Source organism: Leclercia tamurae (genome assembly GCF_025566055.1).
GTDB lineage: Bacteria > Pseudomonadota > Gammaproteobacteria > Enterobacterales > Enterobacteriaceae > Enterobacter > Enterobacter tamurae.
In genome coordinates this window covers 205,951-220,674 of sequence record NZ_JAMHKS010000070.1, presented here as the reverse complement: position 1 = coordinate 220,674, position 14,724 = coordinate 205,951, and the positions used below count along the sequence as shown (strand labels likewise).

The following is a 14,724-nucleotide window of genomic DNA, read 5'->3' as shown; positions in this document are numbered from 1 at the left end:
AGAAAAAATCTCTGCCGCTGCATACTGTCTGTAGACGTAACGTATTCCTAATTTTGACTTTATGCGTTGTAAAAGTAAAACAAATGCCAGCTTTCGCTTACCTGCACAGGTAATATTCTGTAAAAATGTTGGGTTTGCGGCGAAATCAGGCATCAAGCTGATCCTGAACCGGCAATAGAAAGGAAATGTACATGAGCCTGAATGGGGCGAATATAGTCGATGTCCGTGGCGTCAGCTTCACGCGCAGCAGCCGGGTCATTTTTGACAACATCTCTCTCACCGTGCCTCGCGGTAAAATCACCGCCATCATGGGCCCGTCCGGCATTGGTAAAACGACGTTATTGCGCCTGATTGGTGGGCAGATCCCGCCGAGCCAGGGCGAGATCCTCTTTGACGGCGAAAATATCCCGGCGATGTCCCGCTCGCGCCTCTATACCGTACGTAAACGCATGAGCATGCTTTTTCAGTCCGGGGCGCTTTTTACTGACATGAACGTCTTCGATAATGTCGCTTATCCGCTGCGGGAGCATACGCGTCTGCCGCCGGAACTGTTGAAAAGCACCGTGATGATGAAGCTCGAGGCCGTTGGCCTGCGTGGCGCAGCCAAACTGATGCCTTCCGAACTCTCTGGCGGGATGGCCCGTCGCGCGGCCCTGGCGCGCGCGATCGCGCTGGAACCCGATCTGATCATGTTCGATGAGCCGTTCGTCGGCCAGGATCCCATCACCATGGGCGTGCTGGTCAAACTGATCTCTGAACTGAACAGCGCATTAGGTGTGACCTGTATTGTGGTCACCCACGACGTACCTGAAGTGCTGAGCATTGCCGACTACGCCTATATCGTGGCGGATAAAAAAATTGTGGCGCACGGTAGCGCACAAGCATTACAGAGTAACTGCGATGCCCGCGTCCGTCAGTTCCTCGACGGTATTGCCGATGGCCCCGTGCCGTTCCGTTATCCGGCGGGCGATTATCATCAAGATTTATTGGGAATAGGGAGTTAAGCCACTCATGCTGTTAAATGCGTTGGCCGCTCTTGGACACCGTGGCATAAAAACCATCAGGACGTTCGGGCGTGCCGGGTTGATGTTATTCAATGCGCTGGTCGGGAAACCGGAATTCCGCAAACATGCCCCTCTGCTGGTTCGCCAGCTGTACAATGTCGGCGTGCTGTCGATGCTCATTATCATCGTTTCCGGGGTCTTCATCGGGATGGTGCTGGGGCTGCAGGGGTATCTGGTCCTCACCACCTACAGTGCGGAAACCAGCCTCGGTATGCTGGTGGCGCTCTCCCTGCTGCGTGAGCTGGGGCCGGTGGTTGCTGCCCTGCTGTTCGCCGGGCGTGCCGGGTCGGCGCTGACGGCAGAAATTGGCCTGATGCGTGCCACCGAGCAGCTCTCCAGTATGGAGATGATGGCCGTGGATCCGCTGCGTCGGGTGATCGCGCCGCGCTTCTGGGCGGGCATGATCTCCTTGCCGTTGCTGACTATCCTGTTTGTTGCGGTGGGGATCTGGGGCGGATCGATGGTTGGCGTGCAGTGGAAAGGCATCGATGCCGGTTTCTTCTGGTCGGCGATGCAGAGCGCCGTTGACTGGCGTCTGGATCTGGTTAACTGCCTGATTAAAAGCGCGGTATTTGCCATAACGATCACCTGGATTGCGTTGTTCAATGGCTACGATGCCATCCCGACGTCTGCCGGTATCAGCCGGGCAACCACCCGCACTGTTGTGCATTCGTCGCTGGCCATACTGGCTCTGGATTTTGTGCTCACCGCACTGATGTTTGGGAAATGAGTTCATGCAAACGAAAAAAGTAGAAATTTGGGTAGGCGTATTTGTTTTGCTGGCACTGCTGGCCGCACTGTTTTTAAGCTTCAAAGTGGCAGATGTCACGACGATCCGTACCGAGCCGACATACCGTATTTATGCCACCTTCGATAATATCGGTGGCCTGAAAAGCCGTTCTCCGGTGCGTATTGGCGGGGTCGTGGTCGGGCGCGTGGCCGACATCACTCTCGACGAGAAAACCTATCTGCCGCGCGTTGCGCTGGATATTGAAGAGCGCTACAACCACATCCCGGATACCAGCTCCCTGTCTATCCGTACCTCCGGTCTGTTAGGTGAACAATACCTGGCGCTGAACATCGGTTTTGAAGATCCCGAACTGGGAACGACTATCCTTAAAGACGGTGGCGTGATTCAGGATACGAAGTCAGCCATGGTGCTGGAAGATATGATTGGTCAGTTCCTTTACAACAGCAACAGTAAAGGGGGTGACGAGAATCAAGCTGCTCAGACACCTGCGCAGAGTGACATTACGCCGCCTGTTGGCACGACGAATTCATCTCAGGAGAAGTAATTCATGATTAAACGACTGTTAATGGTTGCCATGCTGATGATTGCCCCTTTGACTGCCGCTAACGCAGCCGATCAGAGCAATCCCTATCAACAGATGAATGAGGCGGCTAAGAAAACCTTCGATCGCCTTAAAAATGAGCAGCCGAAAATTCGGTCCAATCCCGATTATCTGCGCGATGTGGTTGATCAGGAGCTGCTGCCGTATGTGCAGGTAAAATATGCCGGGGCCCTGGTGCTGGGTCGTTACTACAAAGACGCAACGCCAGCCCAGCGTGATGCCTATTTTGCTGCGTTCCGTGAGTACCTGAAGCAGGCTTACGGTCAGGCGCTGGCGATGTACCACGGTCAGACCTATCAGATTGCGCCGGAACAGCCGCTGGGTTCTGCCACCATCCTGCCTATCCGCGTGACCATCGTCGATCCGAACGGTCGTCCGCCAGTGCGTCTGGACTTCCAGTGGCGTAAGAACAGCCAGAACGGTAACTGGCAGGCATACGACATGATTGCCGAAGGCGTCAGCATGATTACCACCAAGCAGAATGAATGGAGTGACCTGCTGCGCACCAAGGGCATTGATGGCCTGACTGCCCAGCTGAACAGCATCTCGCGTCAGAAAATCACTCTGGATGAGAAGAAATAATGACGTCGCAGCTCAGCTGGACCCGTGAGGGCGAGACGCTGTTACTCACTGGCGAGCTGGATCAGGATTATCTGAATCCTCTGTGGGATGCGCGTCATGAAGCCATGCAGGGAATCTCCTGTATCGACCTTGGCGGCATTTCTCGCGTGGATACGGCGGGCGTCGCGCTGCTGGTTCATCTGGTGGCAGCAGGCAAAGGGCAGGGCAGGCAGGTGACGCTGGCGGGTGCCAGCGACAACGTTATCACCCTGGCTCAGCTCTATAATTTGCCGGAAGACGTATTGCCTCGCTAATTTTTTCAGTACGTTACTATCAAAAGCCCCGACTGTTTCATCGTCGGGGCTTTTTGCTTGTTTAAGACCGCGCCACTTTGCTCTAAGATGTTGGGCTTGTTTTCACACCAGATGATAGAGATCCCATGGAAAATCATGAAATCCAGACCGTGCTGATGAACGCACTAGCCCTCCAGGAAGCCCACGTCTCCGGTGACGGCAGCCACTTTCAGGTTATTGCTGTGGGAGAGATCTTTGACGGCATGAGCCGCGTGAAAAAACAGCAGGCTGTTTATGCGCCGCTGATGGAATATATCGCGGATAATCGCATCCATGCCCTGTCGATCAAGGCGTTCACCCCGACTGAGTGGGCACGCGATCGCAAACTGAACGGTTTTTGAGCTGAGGGTGAGTTGCCCGCAGCACGGTTGAATTCATACAGAGAGTAATCACATGGACAAATTTCGTGTTCAGGGACCTACGCGTCTCCAGGGCGAAGTCACAATTTCCGGCGCCAAAAACGCCGCGCTGCCGATCCTCTTCGCCGCACTGCTTGCAGAAGAGCCGGTAGAGATCCAGAACGTCCCGAAACTGAAAGACATTGATACCACCATGAAGCTGCTCGGCCAGCTGGGTACCAAGGTTGAACGTAACGGCTCCGTGTGGATCGACGCCAGCAATGTGAACAACTTCTCCGCGCCGTACGACCTGGTGAAAACCATGCGCGCCTCTATCTGGGCGCTGGGTCCGCTGGTGGCCCGTTTTGGTCAGGGTCAGGTTTCTCTGCCGGGCGGCTGCGCGATTGGCGCGCGTCCGGTCGATCTGCATATTTTCGGCCTCGAGAAGCTGGGCGCCGAAATTAAGCTGGAAGAGGGTTACGTCAAAGCCTCCGTTAATGGCCGCCTGCAGGGCGCGCATATCGTGATGGATAAGGTGAGCGTTGGCGCAACCGTCACCATCATGTCTGCGGCAACGCTGGCTGAAGGTACCACCATCATCGAGAACGCCGCGCGTGAGCCAGAGATTGTGGACACCGCGAACTTCCTGAATACGCTGGGGGCGAAGATCACCGGTCAGGGTACCGACCGTATCACCATTGAAGGCGTTGAGCGCCTGGGCGGCGGTGTGTATCGCGTCCTGCCTGACCGTATTGAAACCGGGACCTTCCTGGTTGCGGCGGCCATCTCCGGCGGTAAGATCGTTTGTCGTAACGCACAGCCTGATACGCTGGATGCGGTACTGGCTAAGCTGCGTGATGCCGGTGCGGACATCGAAATCGGTGAAGACTGGATCAGCCTGGATATGCACGGTAAGCGTCCTAAGGCCGTGAACGTGCGTACTGCTCCGCATCCTGCGTTCCCGACCGATATGCAGGCGCAGTTCACTTTGTTGAACCTGGTGGCAGAAGGGACTGGCTTCATTACCGAAACCATCTTCGAAAACCGCTTTATGCACGTACCGGAACTGATCCGTATGGGCGGACATGCTGAGATCGAAAGCAATACCGTGATCTGTCATGGCGTGGAAAAACTGTCCGGGGCGCAGGTGATGGCGACGGATCTGCGTGCGTCTGCGAGCCTGGTGCTGGCGGGCTGTATTGCGGAAGGTACAACGCTGGTGGACCGTATTTATCACATCGATCGCGGCTATGAGCGCATCGAAGATAAACTGCGTGCCCTGGGTGCTAATATTGAGCGTGTGAAAGGCGAGTAATCGTTAAGGCAGCCCCCTGCCATATTGACCGGGGGGGTGCTGGTCCTGCTCAGGGGAGCGTCATTGTTGGCGCTCTTTTTGTTTTCTGCTCTGGCGCATCATACGCGTTCTGTCGACAAACTCGTGGGTTAGCGGGTCATGATAGCGTGATGGCCAAATGACCCAGGGGTCGGTACCTAATGCCGTTGCAATGATCAGTTCTCCCTTCGGCCAGGGGCGCGTCAGCGCGTTTGCCAGGGTGGATGAACTGAGGCCATTACGACGGGATTCTGCCGCCAGTGATGTTCCCTTTTTACGCAGCGCGGCAATAATATCGGCCGAGTGCCAGTCGATAAATTTCTTATCCATTCAGCGGTCCCTATGTTCTGGTACGTTCACGTCATTTCAATTAAATGACATATTTACTATACCTTCTTCGAACAGCGGTTCTAAAAAGTTCGCGTTACTGGAAGCAACATTCAGATTTTGCCAGGGCTTTAATCATGCGGCCTGTAAGCGGATTCTTTAACAACGTTATGGATATTATTGGGAACTTATCGGAACTCTCTTTTCATGAAAAAGAGAGTTCCTGGAACTGCTTATCGATCGCGTTGGACAGCAATATGGGCGAGACCGATCAGGGCATCACGCCATGGACTGTCAGGGATGACCTGAAGTGCGATGATGGCTTTATCCGCTTCTTCCTCGGCACGCTGACGCGTCCATTCCAGTGAACCACAGGTTGCCATTGCTTCCAGTACAGGTTCCAGAAGGTGTCGGCCGTTTCCTTGTTCAATGGCTTCGCGGATCAGGTTTGCCTGTTCAGGGGTGCCGTTACGCATGGCATGCAGCAGCGGGAGCGTCGGTTTGCCCTCATTGAGGTCGTCCCCGACGTTTTTGCCCAGCGTCTCGCCATCGGCGCTGTAATCGAGCAGATCGTCGATCAGCTGGAAGGCGGTGCCAAGATAGCGCCCGTAATCCTGCAGGCCACGTTCCTGCTCCTCGCTACAGCCAGCCAGAATACCGGAGCACTGGGCCGCCGCCTCAAACAGACGTGCGGTTTTGCTGTAGATCACCCGCATGTAGTTCTCTTCGGTGATATCCGGGTCGTTGACGTTCATAAGCTGCAGAACTTCGCCTTCCGCGATCACGTTCACCGCTTTGGACATCACTTCCAGCACCTTCAGCGAGCCGAGGCTGGTCATCATCTGGAAGGCGCGCGTATAGATAAAATCACCGACCAGCACGCTGGCAGCATTGCCAAATGCCGCGTTGGCGGTGGCTTTGCCACGACGCATGTCGGACTCATCGACAACGTCATCATGCAGCAACGTAGCGGTATGAATAAATTCGATCAGCGCCGCAATAGTGACGTGCGCATTCCCCTGATAGCCTACCGCGCGAGCGGCCAGCACAGCGATCATTGGACGGATGCGTTTGCCCCCACCGCTGACGATGTAGTAACCCAACTGATTGATTAGGGAAACGTCAGAGTCGAGCTGTTCCAGGATCGCTGCATTTACACCCGCCATATCTTGCGCGGTTAACTCATTGATTTTTTCTAAATTCATCGCAAAAGCCGGGCTTGTAGTCCTGTTTTCCACATTTCAAATGGGCTAACGTAGGGTTCGGTTTATCAATAGTAGCGCTGATTGTACTGAAAAAACGCCTCAGATAAACGTTACCGTACGTGTTGTGTTTTTTTTCTTCATGTATTGACGGTAGCACTTGTCAACGGCTCACGTTTTGCGTAATATTCGCGCCCTATTGTGAATATTTATAGCGCACTCTGAATCACACGAGGATGTGCGCGGAAGCGGAGTTTATATGTACGCGGTTTTCCAAAGTGGTGGTAAACAACACCGAGTAAGCGAAGGTCAGACCGTTCGCCTGGAAAAGCTGGACATCGCAACTGGCGAAGCTGTTGAGTTCGCTGAAGTTCTGATGATCGCAAACGGTGAAGAAGTCAAAATCGGCGTTCCTTTCGTTGATGGCGGCGTTATCAAAGCTGAAGTTGTTGCTCATGGTCGTGGCGAGAAAATTAAGATCGTTAAGTTTCGTCGTCGTAAACACTACCGTAAGCAGCAGGGCCACCGTCAGTGGTTCACTGATGTGAAAATTACTGGCATCAGCGCCTAAGACCTGAGGAGAGATTTAAATGGCACATAAAAAGGCTGGCGGCTCCACACGTAACGGTCGCGATTCAGAAGCTAAACGCCTTGGCGTTAAGCGTTTCGGTGGCGAAACTGTTCTGGCGGGTAGCATCATCGTTCGTCAGCGTGGCACTAAGTTCCACGCGGGTAACAACGTAGGTTGCGGTCGTGACCACACTCTGTTTGCTAAAGCAGACGGTAAAGTGAAATTTGAAGTTAAAGGCCCGAACAACCGTAAATACATCAGCATTGTTGCTGAGTAAGGTTTTCTCGGTCCGGTAACGGATTAAAGCCCCGCAACGTGTTGCGGGGCTTTTTACATTGGAAACCCGGTAATTTTTTCTGTAGGGAAAACGGGCATGAAGCAGCAAGCCGGCATTGGTATTCTCCTGGCACTCATCACCGCGATGTGCTGGGGCGCATTGCCCATTGCAATGAAGCAGGTTCTTGAAGTGATGGAACCACCAACGGTGGTGTTTTATCGCTTCCTGATGGCCGGTGTTGGTCTGGGGACTATCCTGGCAATCAAGGGTAAGCTTCCGCCGATGCGCATTTTTCGCAAGCCACGCTGGATTATTGTACTGGCGATTGCGACAGGTGGTCTGTTTGGCAACTTCATCTTGTTCAGTTCTTCCCTGCAGTATCTTAGCCCTACCGCCTCGCAAGTTATCGGTCAGCTGTCGCCGGTTGGCATGATGATCGCCAGTGTCGTTATCCTCAAAGAGAAGATGCGCGGCACGCAGGTGATTGGGGCAATGATGCTACTTTGCGGTCTGGTGTTGTTCTTCAATACCAGTCTGATAGAGATCTTTACCCGCCTGACGGATTACACCTGGGGTGTGATCTTCGGCGTGAGTGCGGCGGCGGTATGGGTAAGTTATGGCGTCGCGCAAAAGGTGTTATTGCGTCGTCTGGCGTCACAGCAGATCCTGTTTTTGCTGTACACTTTATGTACAATCGCACTGTTGCCGCTGGCGAAGCCGGGAGTCATTACCCAGTTAAGCGACTGGCAACTGGCGTGTCTGATCTTTTGTGGTCTGAACACGTTAGTCGGTTATGGCGCGCTGGCGGAAGCGATGGCGCGCTGGCAGGCGGCACAGGTGAGCGCACTGATTACGCTTACCCCGCTATTTACGCTGTTATTTTCAGATTTATTATCAATGGCCTGGCCCGATTTCTTCGTCAAACCGATGTTAAACCTGTTGGCTTATATCGGTGCGTTTGTCGTGGTTGCGGGCGCGATGTATTCCGCCATTGGTCATCGTCTTTGGGGACGTTGGCGCAAAAGTGAAGCGGTTGTAGTTGTCCCCCGCTCAGGCGAATGATTTACGGAGAGTAAAATGAAGTTTGTTGATGAAGCAACGATCCTGGTCGTGGCAGGTGATGGCGGTAATGGTTGCGTAAGCTTCCGCCGTGAAAAATACATTCCGCGTGGCGGCCCTGACGGCGGCGATGGCGGTGACGGCGGGGACGTATGGCTTGAAGCCGACGAGAACCTTAACACCCTGATCGACTACCGTTTCGAGAAAGCTTTCCGCGCAGAGCGTGGCCAGAATGGCCAGAGCCGTGACTGTACCGGCAAGCGCGGGAAAGATGTCAGCGTGAAAGTGCCGGTCGGGACGCGCGTTATCGATCAGGGCACGGGCGAAACCATGGGTGATATGACCAAACACGGTCAGCGCCTGATGGTAGCGAAAGGCGGCTGGCACGGTCTGGGGAACACCCGTTTCAAATCCTCCGTGAACCGTTCCCCGCGTCAAAAAACGATGGGTACGCCGGGTGACAAGCGCGATCTGCAGCTCGAGCTGATGCTGCTGGCAGACGTCGGGATGCTGGGGATGCCGAATGCCGGTAAATCTACCTTCATCCGTGCAGTCTCTGCGGCCAAGCCGAAAGTGGCGGACTATCCGTTTACTACCCTGGTGCCAAGCCTCGGCGTGGTGCGTATGGACACCGAGAAGAGCTTCGTGGTGGCGGATATTCCGGGCCTGATCGAAGGCGCCGCGGAAGGTGCTGGTTTAGGGATCCGCTTCCTGAAACACCTTGAGCGCTGCCGCGTTCTGCTGCACCTCATCGATATCGATCCGATCGACGGTTCCGATCCGGTAGAGAACGCCCGCATCATTATTGGCGAGCTGGAAAAGTACAGCGATAAGCTGGCTGCTAAGCCGCGCTGGCTGGTCTTCAACAAGATCGACCTGATGGACAAAGCAGAAGCCGAAGCGAAGGCGAAAGCCATTGCGGAAGCGATGGGCTGGGAAGATAAGTACTATCTCATCTCTGCGGCAAGCCAGATGGGCGTGAAAGATCTGTGCTGGGACGTGATGACCTTCATCATCGAGAACCCGGTAACGCAGGCAGAAGAAGCGAAGCAGCCTGAAAAAGTCGAATTCATGTGGGATGACTACCACCGTCAGCAGCTTGAAGAGCAGACGGAAGAAGAAGACGACGAAGACTGGGATGACGACTGGGACGAAGACGACGAAGAAGGCGTCGAATTCATCTACAAGCGTTAAGACCGTCAATGGCCCCCTTATCAAGGGGGCTTTTTTTTAATTCAATTTTGCCGGTAGCCAGCAGCTGACCGTCAGCCCACCTTCGGAACGGTTTTCCAGCGTCAGCTTGCCGCGATGCAACTGCACGATACGCTGGACGATGCTTAACCCCAGCCCGCTGCCGCCGTAGCGTTGATCGATACGGCGAAACGGCTCGGTAATGGACTGGCGATGTGCCTCATCAATGCCTGGCCCCTGATCGCAGACACTTACCAGGGTACCATCGTCGACTTCCTGCATGCTGACTTCAATGGTGGTTCCCGCCGGGCTGTAACGCACCGCGTTCTCCAGCAAATTGCGCAGCATCAGCCGCAACAGGATGGCATCTCCCTGTACGCTCAGGGAGCCCGTCTGCGGCCAGATCAGAGTGTGATCTCTGGTCTCATTTTCCAGCGCCAGCGGCGCAAAGATGGATTCGCTCCAGTTAACCGTATCGTAATGACCGCTGGCCAGAGCCTGGCCCGCCCGGGCCAGCATCAGAAGTTGCTCCACGGTATGCATCAATTGGTCGATACGGGCAATCAGCGTAGAGGCCTGAGGCGAGCCTGACTGTGCCATCAGCTCCAGATGCAGGCGGATGCCCGCCAGGGGCGTACGCAGCTCGTGTGCGGCGTCAGCAGTGAACAGACGCTCCTGCTGAATGGTTTGATCCAGCCGGGCAAGGAGTTGATTCAGAGAGGTGGTCACGGCGCCAACTTCTTCCATATCGGAATACATCGGCAGCGGGGTGAGATTGTCGGCAGAGCGGTTTGCCAGGCTGGAGCGGAGCTGATTGAGGGGGCGGGTGATCCAGCTGACGGCCCAGAAGGAGAACAGCAGCGTAAAACCGACCATCACCAGGGAAGGCACCAGCAACGAGGCGATCGCCTCCCGGATCTCTTTCTCAACATGCTGGTTGCGCGATTTGGCGGAAAGCGTCTCGCTGACAAGGAAGCCGATCTGCTCCCGGCTTTCATGCCAGAGCCAGATAACGCTGATTAGTTGAAAGAACAGCAGAATGACTGCTAACAGCACCATCAGACGACGGCGCATGCTGTTCATTTTTGGCTCTCCAGACGATAGCCCACGCCGCGCACGGTTTTGATGCGGTCTTTACCCAGCTTGCGCCTCAGGTTATGGATATGAACCTCAAGGGTGTTCGAGCCGGGATCGTCCTGCCAGGAGTAGATATCCTGCTGTAGGGTCTCACGGTGGACGGTCTGCCCGGTACGCATGATCAGCCGCGTTAGCAGGGCGAACTCTTTTGGCGTGACCTCCACCGGCTGGGACTGCTGTAATACCTGCTGCGTTTGCAGGTTTAGCGTCAGATCCCCGTCACTGAGCAGGTTATCACTGTGCCCCTGATAACGCCGGATTAAGGCCCTTGCCCGCGCCTGTAGTTCCGCCAGGGCAAAAGGTTTCACCAGATAGTCGTCGGCGCCGGAGTCGAGGCCGTTGATCCTGTCTTCCAGCGCATCGCGCGCCGTCAGGATCAGCACCGGATTATCCACTCCACGACGACGCCACTCCCTCAGCAGGGTGGCTCCATCTTTATCCGGCAGGCCAAGATCGAGGATCACCAGGCTGTACTCGCCGCTCTGGATAAGGCCATCAGCCTCGGCGGCAGTGCCAGCGCAATCGAGCGTATAGCCCTCGGCAGAGAGCGCGAGAGCCAGTCCTTCCTGCAGCAGCAGATCGTCTTCGACAATGAGTAATTTCATCGCTAGTTATTCTGATAAATATCCTTGTAAAGCCGGCTCTCAAAGCGCACCAGCGGGATACGGCGATTACGTTGGTCTGCAGGTTCAACCGCGTAGCCAGAAAGATACTGCACAAAAGCCATCCGCTGCCCGCTGGCGGTAGTGATAAACCCGGCCAGATTATAGACGCCCTGGAGCGAGCCCGTCTTAGCGGAGACTTTGCCATCCACGCCCGCGGCGTGCAGGCCAGCCCGGTACTGCAGGGAGCCGTCATAACCGGCGAGCGGCAGCATCGAGATAAAGTTTAGTTCAGTGTCGTGCTGAGCAATGTACTGAAGGACCTGCATCATGGTGGCAGGGGAGATCAGGTTATGGCGCGACAGACCTGAGCCATCGACCGCGATGGTATTCCCGAGCTCAATACCGGCCTGCTGACGCAGGATCTGCCGGACCGCATCCGACCCGGCACGCCAGGTGCCAGGAACGCCAAAGCGGGCGTGGCCGATCATACGAAACACGGTGTCGGCAATCATGTTGTCCGATTTTTTCAGCATGATCTTCAGCAGGTCGTGCAGCGGCGCCGATTGCTTACTGGCAATCACGGTGCCCGGCTCGTTGCTCTGGGTCTGACGTAATAGCGTGCCGCTATAGGTGATGTTGGCCTGCTTCAGTTCGTCTTTGAGGATCGCCCCGGCATAGCCTGCGCCATCCTGAATGGCGAAGGCCAGTGGCAGCGGATCGGCGCGCTGCGTCAGGCATCCGGTCAACGTAAAGCGGTTAAGATCTCCCGGTACCACGTCCAGTTCGCAGTACTGCGCTTCCGGCGACCCTTTCGCCAGGGTACGCACCTGACTGAACATAGTGACCGGATAGTAGGACGCCACCCGAATAAAAGCTAAATCATTGGGTTTTGGTGCACTGTACAGCGAAACGGAGAAGCAGTTGCGATCGACAATCGCGGCCGCAGGCGGCGCGCTAAAGCACTGGGTCATGTCGTTCCACGGCCAGCCCGGGGCTTTATCATGGCTGGCGAAGATAGACGTGTCGATAAGCACATTGCCTTCAATGCGCTGCACGCCTGACTTCTTTAGCACGTCGACCATGTTGCGAATATCCTGACGCTTAAAGGTCGGATCCCCGCCAAAACGGGCGATAAGATCGCCTTTCAGCACACCGCCCTCAACGTTGCCTTTGCTTTCCAGCGTGGTGGTAAAGCGAAAATCGGGCCCCAGCTGCAGCAGGGCGGCCAGTCCCGTGATCACCTTTTGCGTACTGGCGGGCAGGGCCATCTGCTGGCTGTGGTAATCAATCTCAGGGGCCTGGGCACCTATCTTTTGCACCATCAGGGCAAGATTGGCACCATCGGGCAGCTGATTAATATACTCGTCAACGTTCGCTGCCTGGACAGTGAACGCAAATGTGGTGGTCAATCCGATGATAAATCTGGAAAATCGCATAATCTCGCGCTAACAACCCGGAAACAAACCGCCATACTACGGCCCAACGCCCTGTAAAGTAAACGATGACCCATACTGAACTTCGCGTTAAAATGCGTATCAAATTGAAAAATTGCTGCTGTCCTGGAACTTTGCTTCCGGGTCAGTTTTCTTTTGCTTCTGGCCTGTGCCAGGCTGTGATGCCTGCGGGGCCAGTCGTCGGGTCAGTTACCCGTACCTAACAGGAATGTCAAAGAGGTATAACAAATGCAAGCTATTCCGATGACCTTACGTGGGGCTGAAAAACTGCGCGAAGAGCTGGATTTTCTGAAATCTGTTCGCCGCCCTGAGATCATTGCAGCCATCGCCGATGCGCGTGAGCACGGCGATTTGAAAGAGAACGCCGAGTACCACGCTGCGCGTGAGCAGCAGGGTTTCTGCGAAGGGCGTATTAAAGATATCGAAGCCAAGCTGTCGAATGCGCAGGTGATTGATATCACCAAGATGCCAAACAACGGGCGTGTCATTTTTGGTTGCACCGTTACCGTGATCAATCTGGATAACGATGAAGAAGTTTCTTACCGCATCGTGGGTGATGACGAGGCCGATTTTAAGCAGAATCTGATCTCGGTAAACTCACCGATTGCCCGCGGCCTGATTGGCAAAGAGCAGGACGATGTGGTCACCATCCGTACCCCGGGTGGGGAAGTGGAGTTCGAAATTATCAAGGTTGATTACCTGTAATTCGCATCTCCTGCCAGATGTTGATACATTGTAAAGATAGGAAAAAGGCCGCATAGCGGCCTTTTATCAACTCAAGGAGCATGGCATTTTGCTCACCTGCTTAAGAAAAACCCCTCGTTTTACACAGTAAATGTGTTCAATTCAGGATAATCTTAGCGTGGCAGCGAGATTTTACGCTCTTTAGATGGACGGTAGAGCACCAGCGTTTTACCGATGACCTGTACATTACAGGCGCCGGTTTCGCGCACGATTGCTTCCACGATCAAAGTCTTAGTCTCTCTGTCTTCAGAGGCGATTTTCACTTTGATTAATTCGTGGTGCTCCAGCGCTTGTTCAATCTCGGCCAGTACCCCTTCGGTCAAACCATTGTTGCCAAGCATAACTACAGGCTTGAGCGGATGTGCCAGACCTTTAAGGTGCTGTTTTTGTTTAGTACTCAGATTCATCGTATATTTTTGCTTACGTTGGGATTGAAAACGGTTCATTCTACCGCCATCTCCCTAATATCGCCAAATTGCTGAGTGGAAATTTACACCACAGGCTACGATGAACCAGGACGGAAAGTTAAATGACAGGTAAAAAGCGTTCTGCAAGCTCGAGCCGCTGGCTCCAGGAACACTTTAGCGATAAATATGTTCTACAGGCACAGAAAAAGGGGTTACGTTCCCGTGCCTGGTTTAAACTTGATGAAATACAGCAAAGTGACAAACTCTTTAAGCCGGGGATGACGGTAGTCGACCTCGGTGCAGCGCCCGGCGGATGGTCGCAATATGCGGTGACACAAATCGGCGGAACTGGCCGAATCATCGCCTGCGATCTTTTGCCTATGGATCCCATCGTTGGTGTGGACTTCCTTCAGGGCGATTTTCGTGATGAATTAGTACTGAAAGCGTTACTTGAACGTGTAGGTGACAGTAAAGTTCAGGTTGTCATGTCCGATATGGCGCCAAATATGTGCGGAACACCGGCGGTGGATATCCCTCGCTCCATGTATCTGGTAGAACTGGCGTTAGAGATGTCCCGTGATGTCTTAGCGCCGGGTGGTAGTTTTTTAGTGAAGGTGTTCCAGGGCGAAGGTTTCGAGGAGTATCTGAAGGAAATTCGCTCCCTGTTTGCGAAGGTCAAAGTTCGTAAGCCGGACTCTTCTCGTGCTCGTTCACGTGAAGTGTATATTGTAGCGACCGGGCGAAAATGA

The 14,724-nt window shown here is 54.4% G+C and carries 19 protein-coding genes; 13 read left to right on the top strand and 6 right to left on the bottom strand.

Features of this window, described 5'->3' with window-relative positions; translation table 11 throughout:
* Positions 1–191 precede the first annotated feature (191 nt).
* From mlaF to murA, 7 genes are all read left to right on the top strand, one after another.
* Positions 192–1,004, top strand: coding sequence for a phospholipid ABC transporter ATP-binding protein MlaF (gene mlaF, locus M8318_RS08875; RefSeq protein ID WP_262662025.1), 813 nt, complete (start codon positions 192–194; stop codon positions 1,002–1,004).
* Between the two features lie 7 nt (positions 1,005–1,011).
* Positions 1,012–1,794 (top strand): lipid asymmetry maintenance ABC transporter permease subunit MlaE, encoded by a 783-nt coding sequence (mlaE, locus tag M8318_RS08870; RefSeq protein ID WP_106994831.1) that lies wholly within the window; start codon positions 1,012–1,014, stop codon positions 1,792–1,794.
* Positions 1,795–1,798: 4 nt separating this feature from the next.
* Positions 1,799–2,359 (top strand): outer membrane lipid asymmetry maintenance protein MlaD, encoded by a 561-nt coding sequence (mlaD, locus tag M8318_RS08865; RefSeq protein ID WP_106994830.1) that lies wholly within the window; start codon positions 1,799–1,801, stop codon positions 2,357–2,359.
* A gap of 3 nt (positions 2,360–2,362) precedes the next feature.
* Positions 2,363–2,998: a phospholipid-binding protein MlaC gene (gene mlaC, locus M8318_RS08860; protein ID WP_106994829.1), complete on the top strand. Its 636-nt coding sequence runs from the start codon at positions 2,363–2,365 to the stop codon at positions 2,996–2,998.
* Positions 2,998–3,291, top strand: coding sequence for a lipid asymmetry maintenance protein MlaB (gene mlaB, locus M8318_RS08855; RefSeq protein WP_106994828.1), 294 nt, complete (start codon positions 2,998–3,000; stop codon positions 3,289–3,291). Before mlaC ends, mlaB begins: the two co-directional genes overlap by 1 nt.
* Before the next feature lie 125 nt (positions 3,292–3,416).
* Positions 3,417–3,671: a BolA family iron metabolism protein IbaG gene (gene ibaG / locus M8318_RS08850; protein ID WP_032614457.1), complete on the top strand. Its 255-nt coding sequence runs from the start codon at positions 3,417–3,419 to the stop codon at positions 3,669–3,671.
* Between the two features lie 52 nt (positions 3,672–3,723).
* A complete protein-coding gene (murA, locus tag M8318_RS08845; protein WP_106994827.1) occupies positions 3,724–4,983 on the top strand; it encodes a UDP-N-acetylglucosamine 1-carboxyvinyltransferase in 1,260 nt (419 codons plus the stop codon).
* A 60-nt stretch (positions 4,984–5,043) separates the two neighbouring features.
* On the opposite strand, the gene sfsB is transcribed toward murA, so the two are convergent.
* Positions 5,044–5,331 (bottom strand): DNA-binding transcriptional regulator SfsB, encoded by a 288-nt coding sequence (gene sfsB / locus M8318_RS08840; protein ID WP_262662021.1) that lies wholly within the window; start codon positions 5,329–5,331, stop codon positions 5,044–5,046.
* A 230-nt stretch (positions 5,332–5,561) separates the two neighbouring features.
* On the bottom strand, positions 5,562–6,533 hold the full coding sequence (gene ispB / locus M8318_RS08835; RefSeq protein ID WP_166184226.1) for an octaprenyl diphosphate synthase: 972 nt from the start codon (positions 6,531–6,533) through the stop codon (positions 5,562–5,564).
* Between the two features lie 256 nt (positions 6,534–6,789).
* Between ispB and rplU the strand changes: the two genes are divergently transcribed.
* The 4 genes from rplU to cgtA all read left to right on the top strand — a co-directional run bounded on the left by rplU (position 6,790) and on the right by cgtA (position 9,631).
* Positions 6,790–7,101, top strand: coding sequence for a 50S ribosomal protein L21 (rplU, locus tag M8318_RS08830; RefSeq protein WP_106994824.1), 312 nt, complete (start codon positions 6,790–6,792; stop codon positions 7,099–7,101).
* A 19-nt stretch (positions 7,102–7,120) separates the two neighbouring features.
* Positions 7,121–7,378, top strand: coding sequence for a 50S ribosomal protein L27 (gene rpmA / locus M8318_RS08825; RefSeq protein ID WP_007673187.1), 258 nt, complete (start codon positions 7,121–7,123; stop codon positions 7,376–7,378).
* 96 nt (positions 7,379–7,474) lie between these two features.
* Positions 7,475–8,440 carry a DMT family transporter gene (locus tag M8318_RS08820; RefSeq protein WP_106994823.1) on the top strand — a complete coding sequence of 322 codons (966 nt, stop codon included), beginning with the start codon at positions 7,475–7,477 and terminating at the stop codon, positions 8,438–8,440.
* A gap of 15 nt (positions 8,441–8,455) precedes the next feature.
* Positions 8,456–9,631 carry an Obg family GTPase CgtA gene (cgtA, locus tag M8318_RS08815; RefSeq protein ID WP_106994822.1) on the top strand — a complete coding sequence of 392 codons (1,176 nt, stop codon included), beginning with the start codon at positions 8,456–8,458 and terminating at the stop codon, positions 9,629–9,631.
* Positions 9,632–9,667: 36 nt separating this feature from the next.
* Here cgtA and pmrB read toward each other — a convergent pair whose 3' ends face one another.
* From pmrB to dacB, 3 genes are read right to left on the bottom strand one after another with little or no spacing between them, the layout of a single operon-like run.
* Positions 9,668–10,711, bottom strand: a complete 1,044-nt coding sequence (gene pmrB / locus M8318_RS08810; RefSeq protein WP_262662018.1) for a two-component system sensor histidine kinase PmrB — start codon at positions 10,709–10,711, stop codon at positions 9,668–9,670.
* On the bottom strand, positions 10,708–11,370 hold the full coding sequence (gene pmrA / locus M8318_RS08805) for a two-component system response regulator PmrA (RefSeq protein ID WP_262662016.1): 663 nt from the start codon (positions 11,368–11,370) through the stop codon (positions 10,708–10,710). Before pmrA ends, pmrB begins: the two co-directional genes overlap by 4 nt.
* 2 nt (positions 11,371–11,372) lie before the next feature.
* A complete protein-coding gene (gene dacB / locus M8318_RS08800) occupies positions 11,373–12,806 on the bottom strand; it encodes a serine-type D-Ala-D-Ala carboxypeptidase (RefSeq protein ID WP_262662014.1) in 1,434 nt (477 codons plus the stop codon).
* 246 nt (positions 12,807–13,052) lie between these two features.
* On the opposite strand from dacB, the gene greA reads away from it, so the two are divergent.
* Positions 13,053–13,529, top strand: a complete 477-nt coding sequence (gene greA / locus M8318_RS08795) for a transcription elongation factor GreA (RefSeq protein ID WP_142487242.1) — start codon at positions 13,053–13,055, stop codon at positions 13,527–13,529.
* Between the two features lie 152 nt (positions 13,530–13,681).
* Here greA and yhbY read toward each other — a convergent pair whose 3' ends face one another.
* Positions 13,682–13,975, bottom strand: coding sequence for a ribosome assembly RNA-binding protein YhbY (gene yhbY, locus M8318_RS08790; protein ID WP_095099897.1), 294 nt, complete (start codon positions 13,973–13,975; stop codon positions 13,682–13,684).
* 122 nt (positions 13,976–14,097) lie between these two features.
* On the opposite strand from yhbY, the gene rlmE reads away from it, so the two are divergent.
* A complete protein-coding gene (rlmE, locus tag M8318_RS08785; RefSeq protein WP_106994817.1) occupies positions 14,098–14,724 on the top strand; it encodes a 23S rRNA (uridine(2552)-2'-O)-methyltransferase RlmE in 627 nt (208 codons plus the stop codon).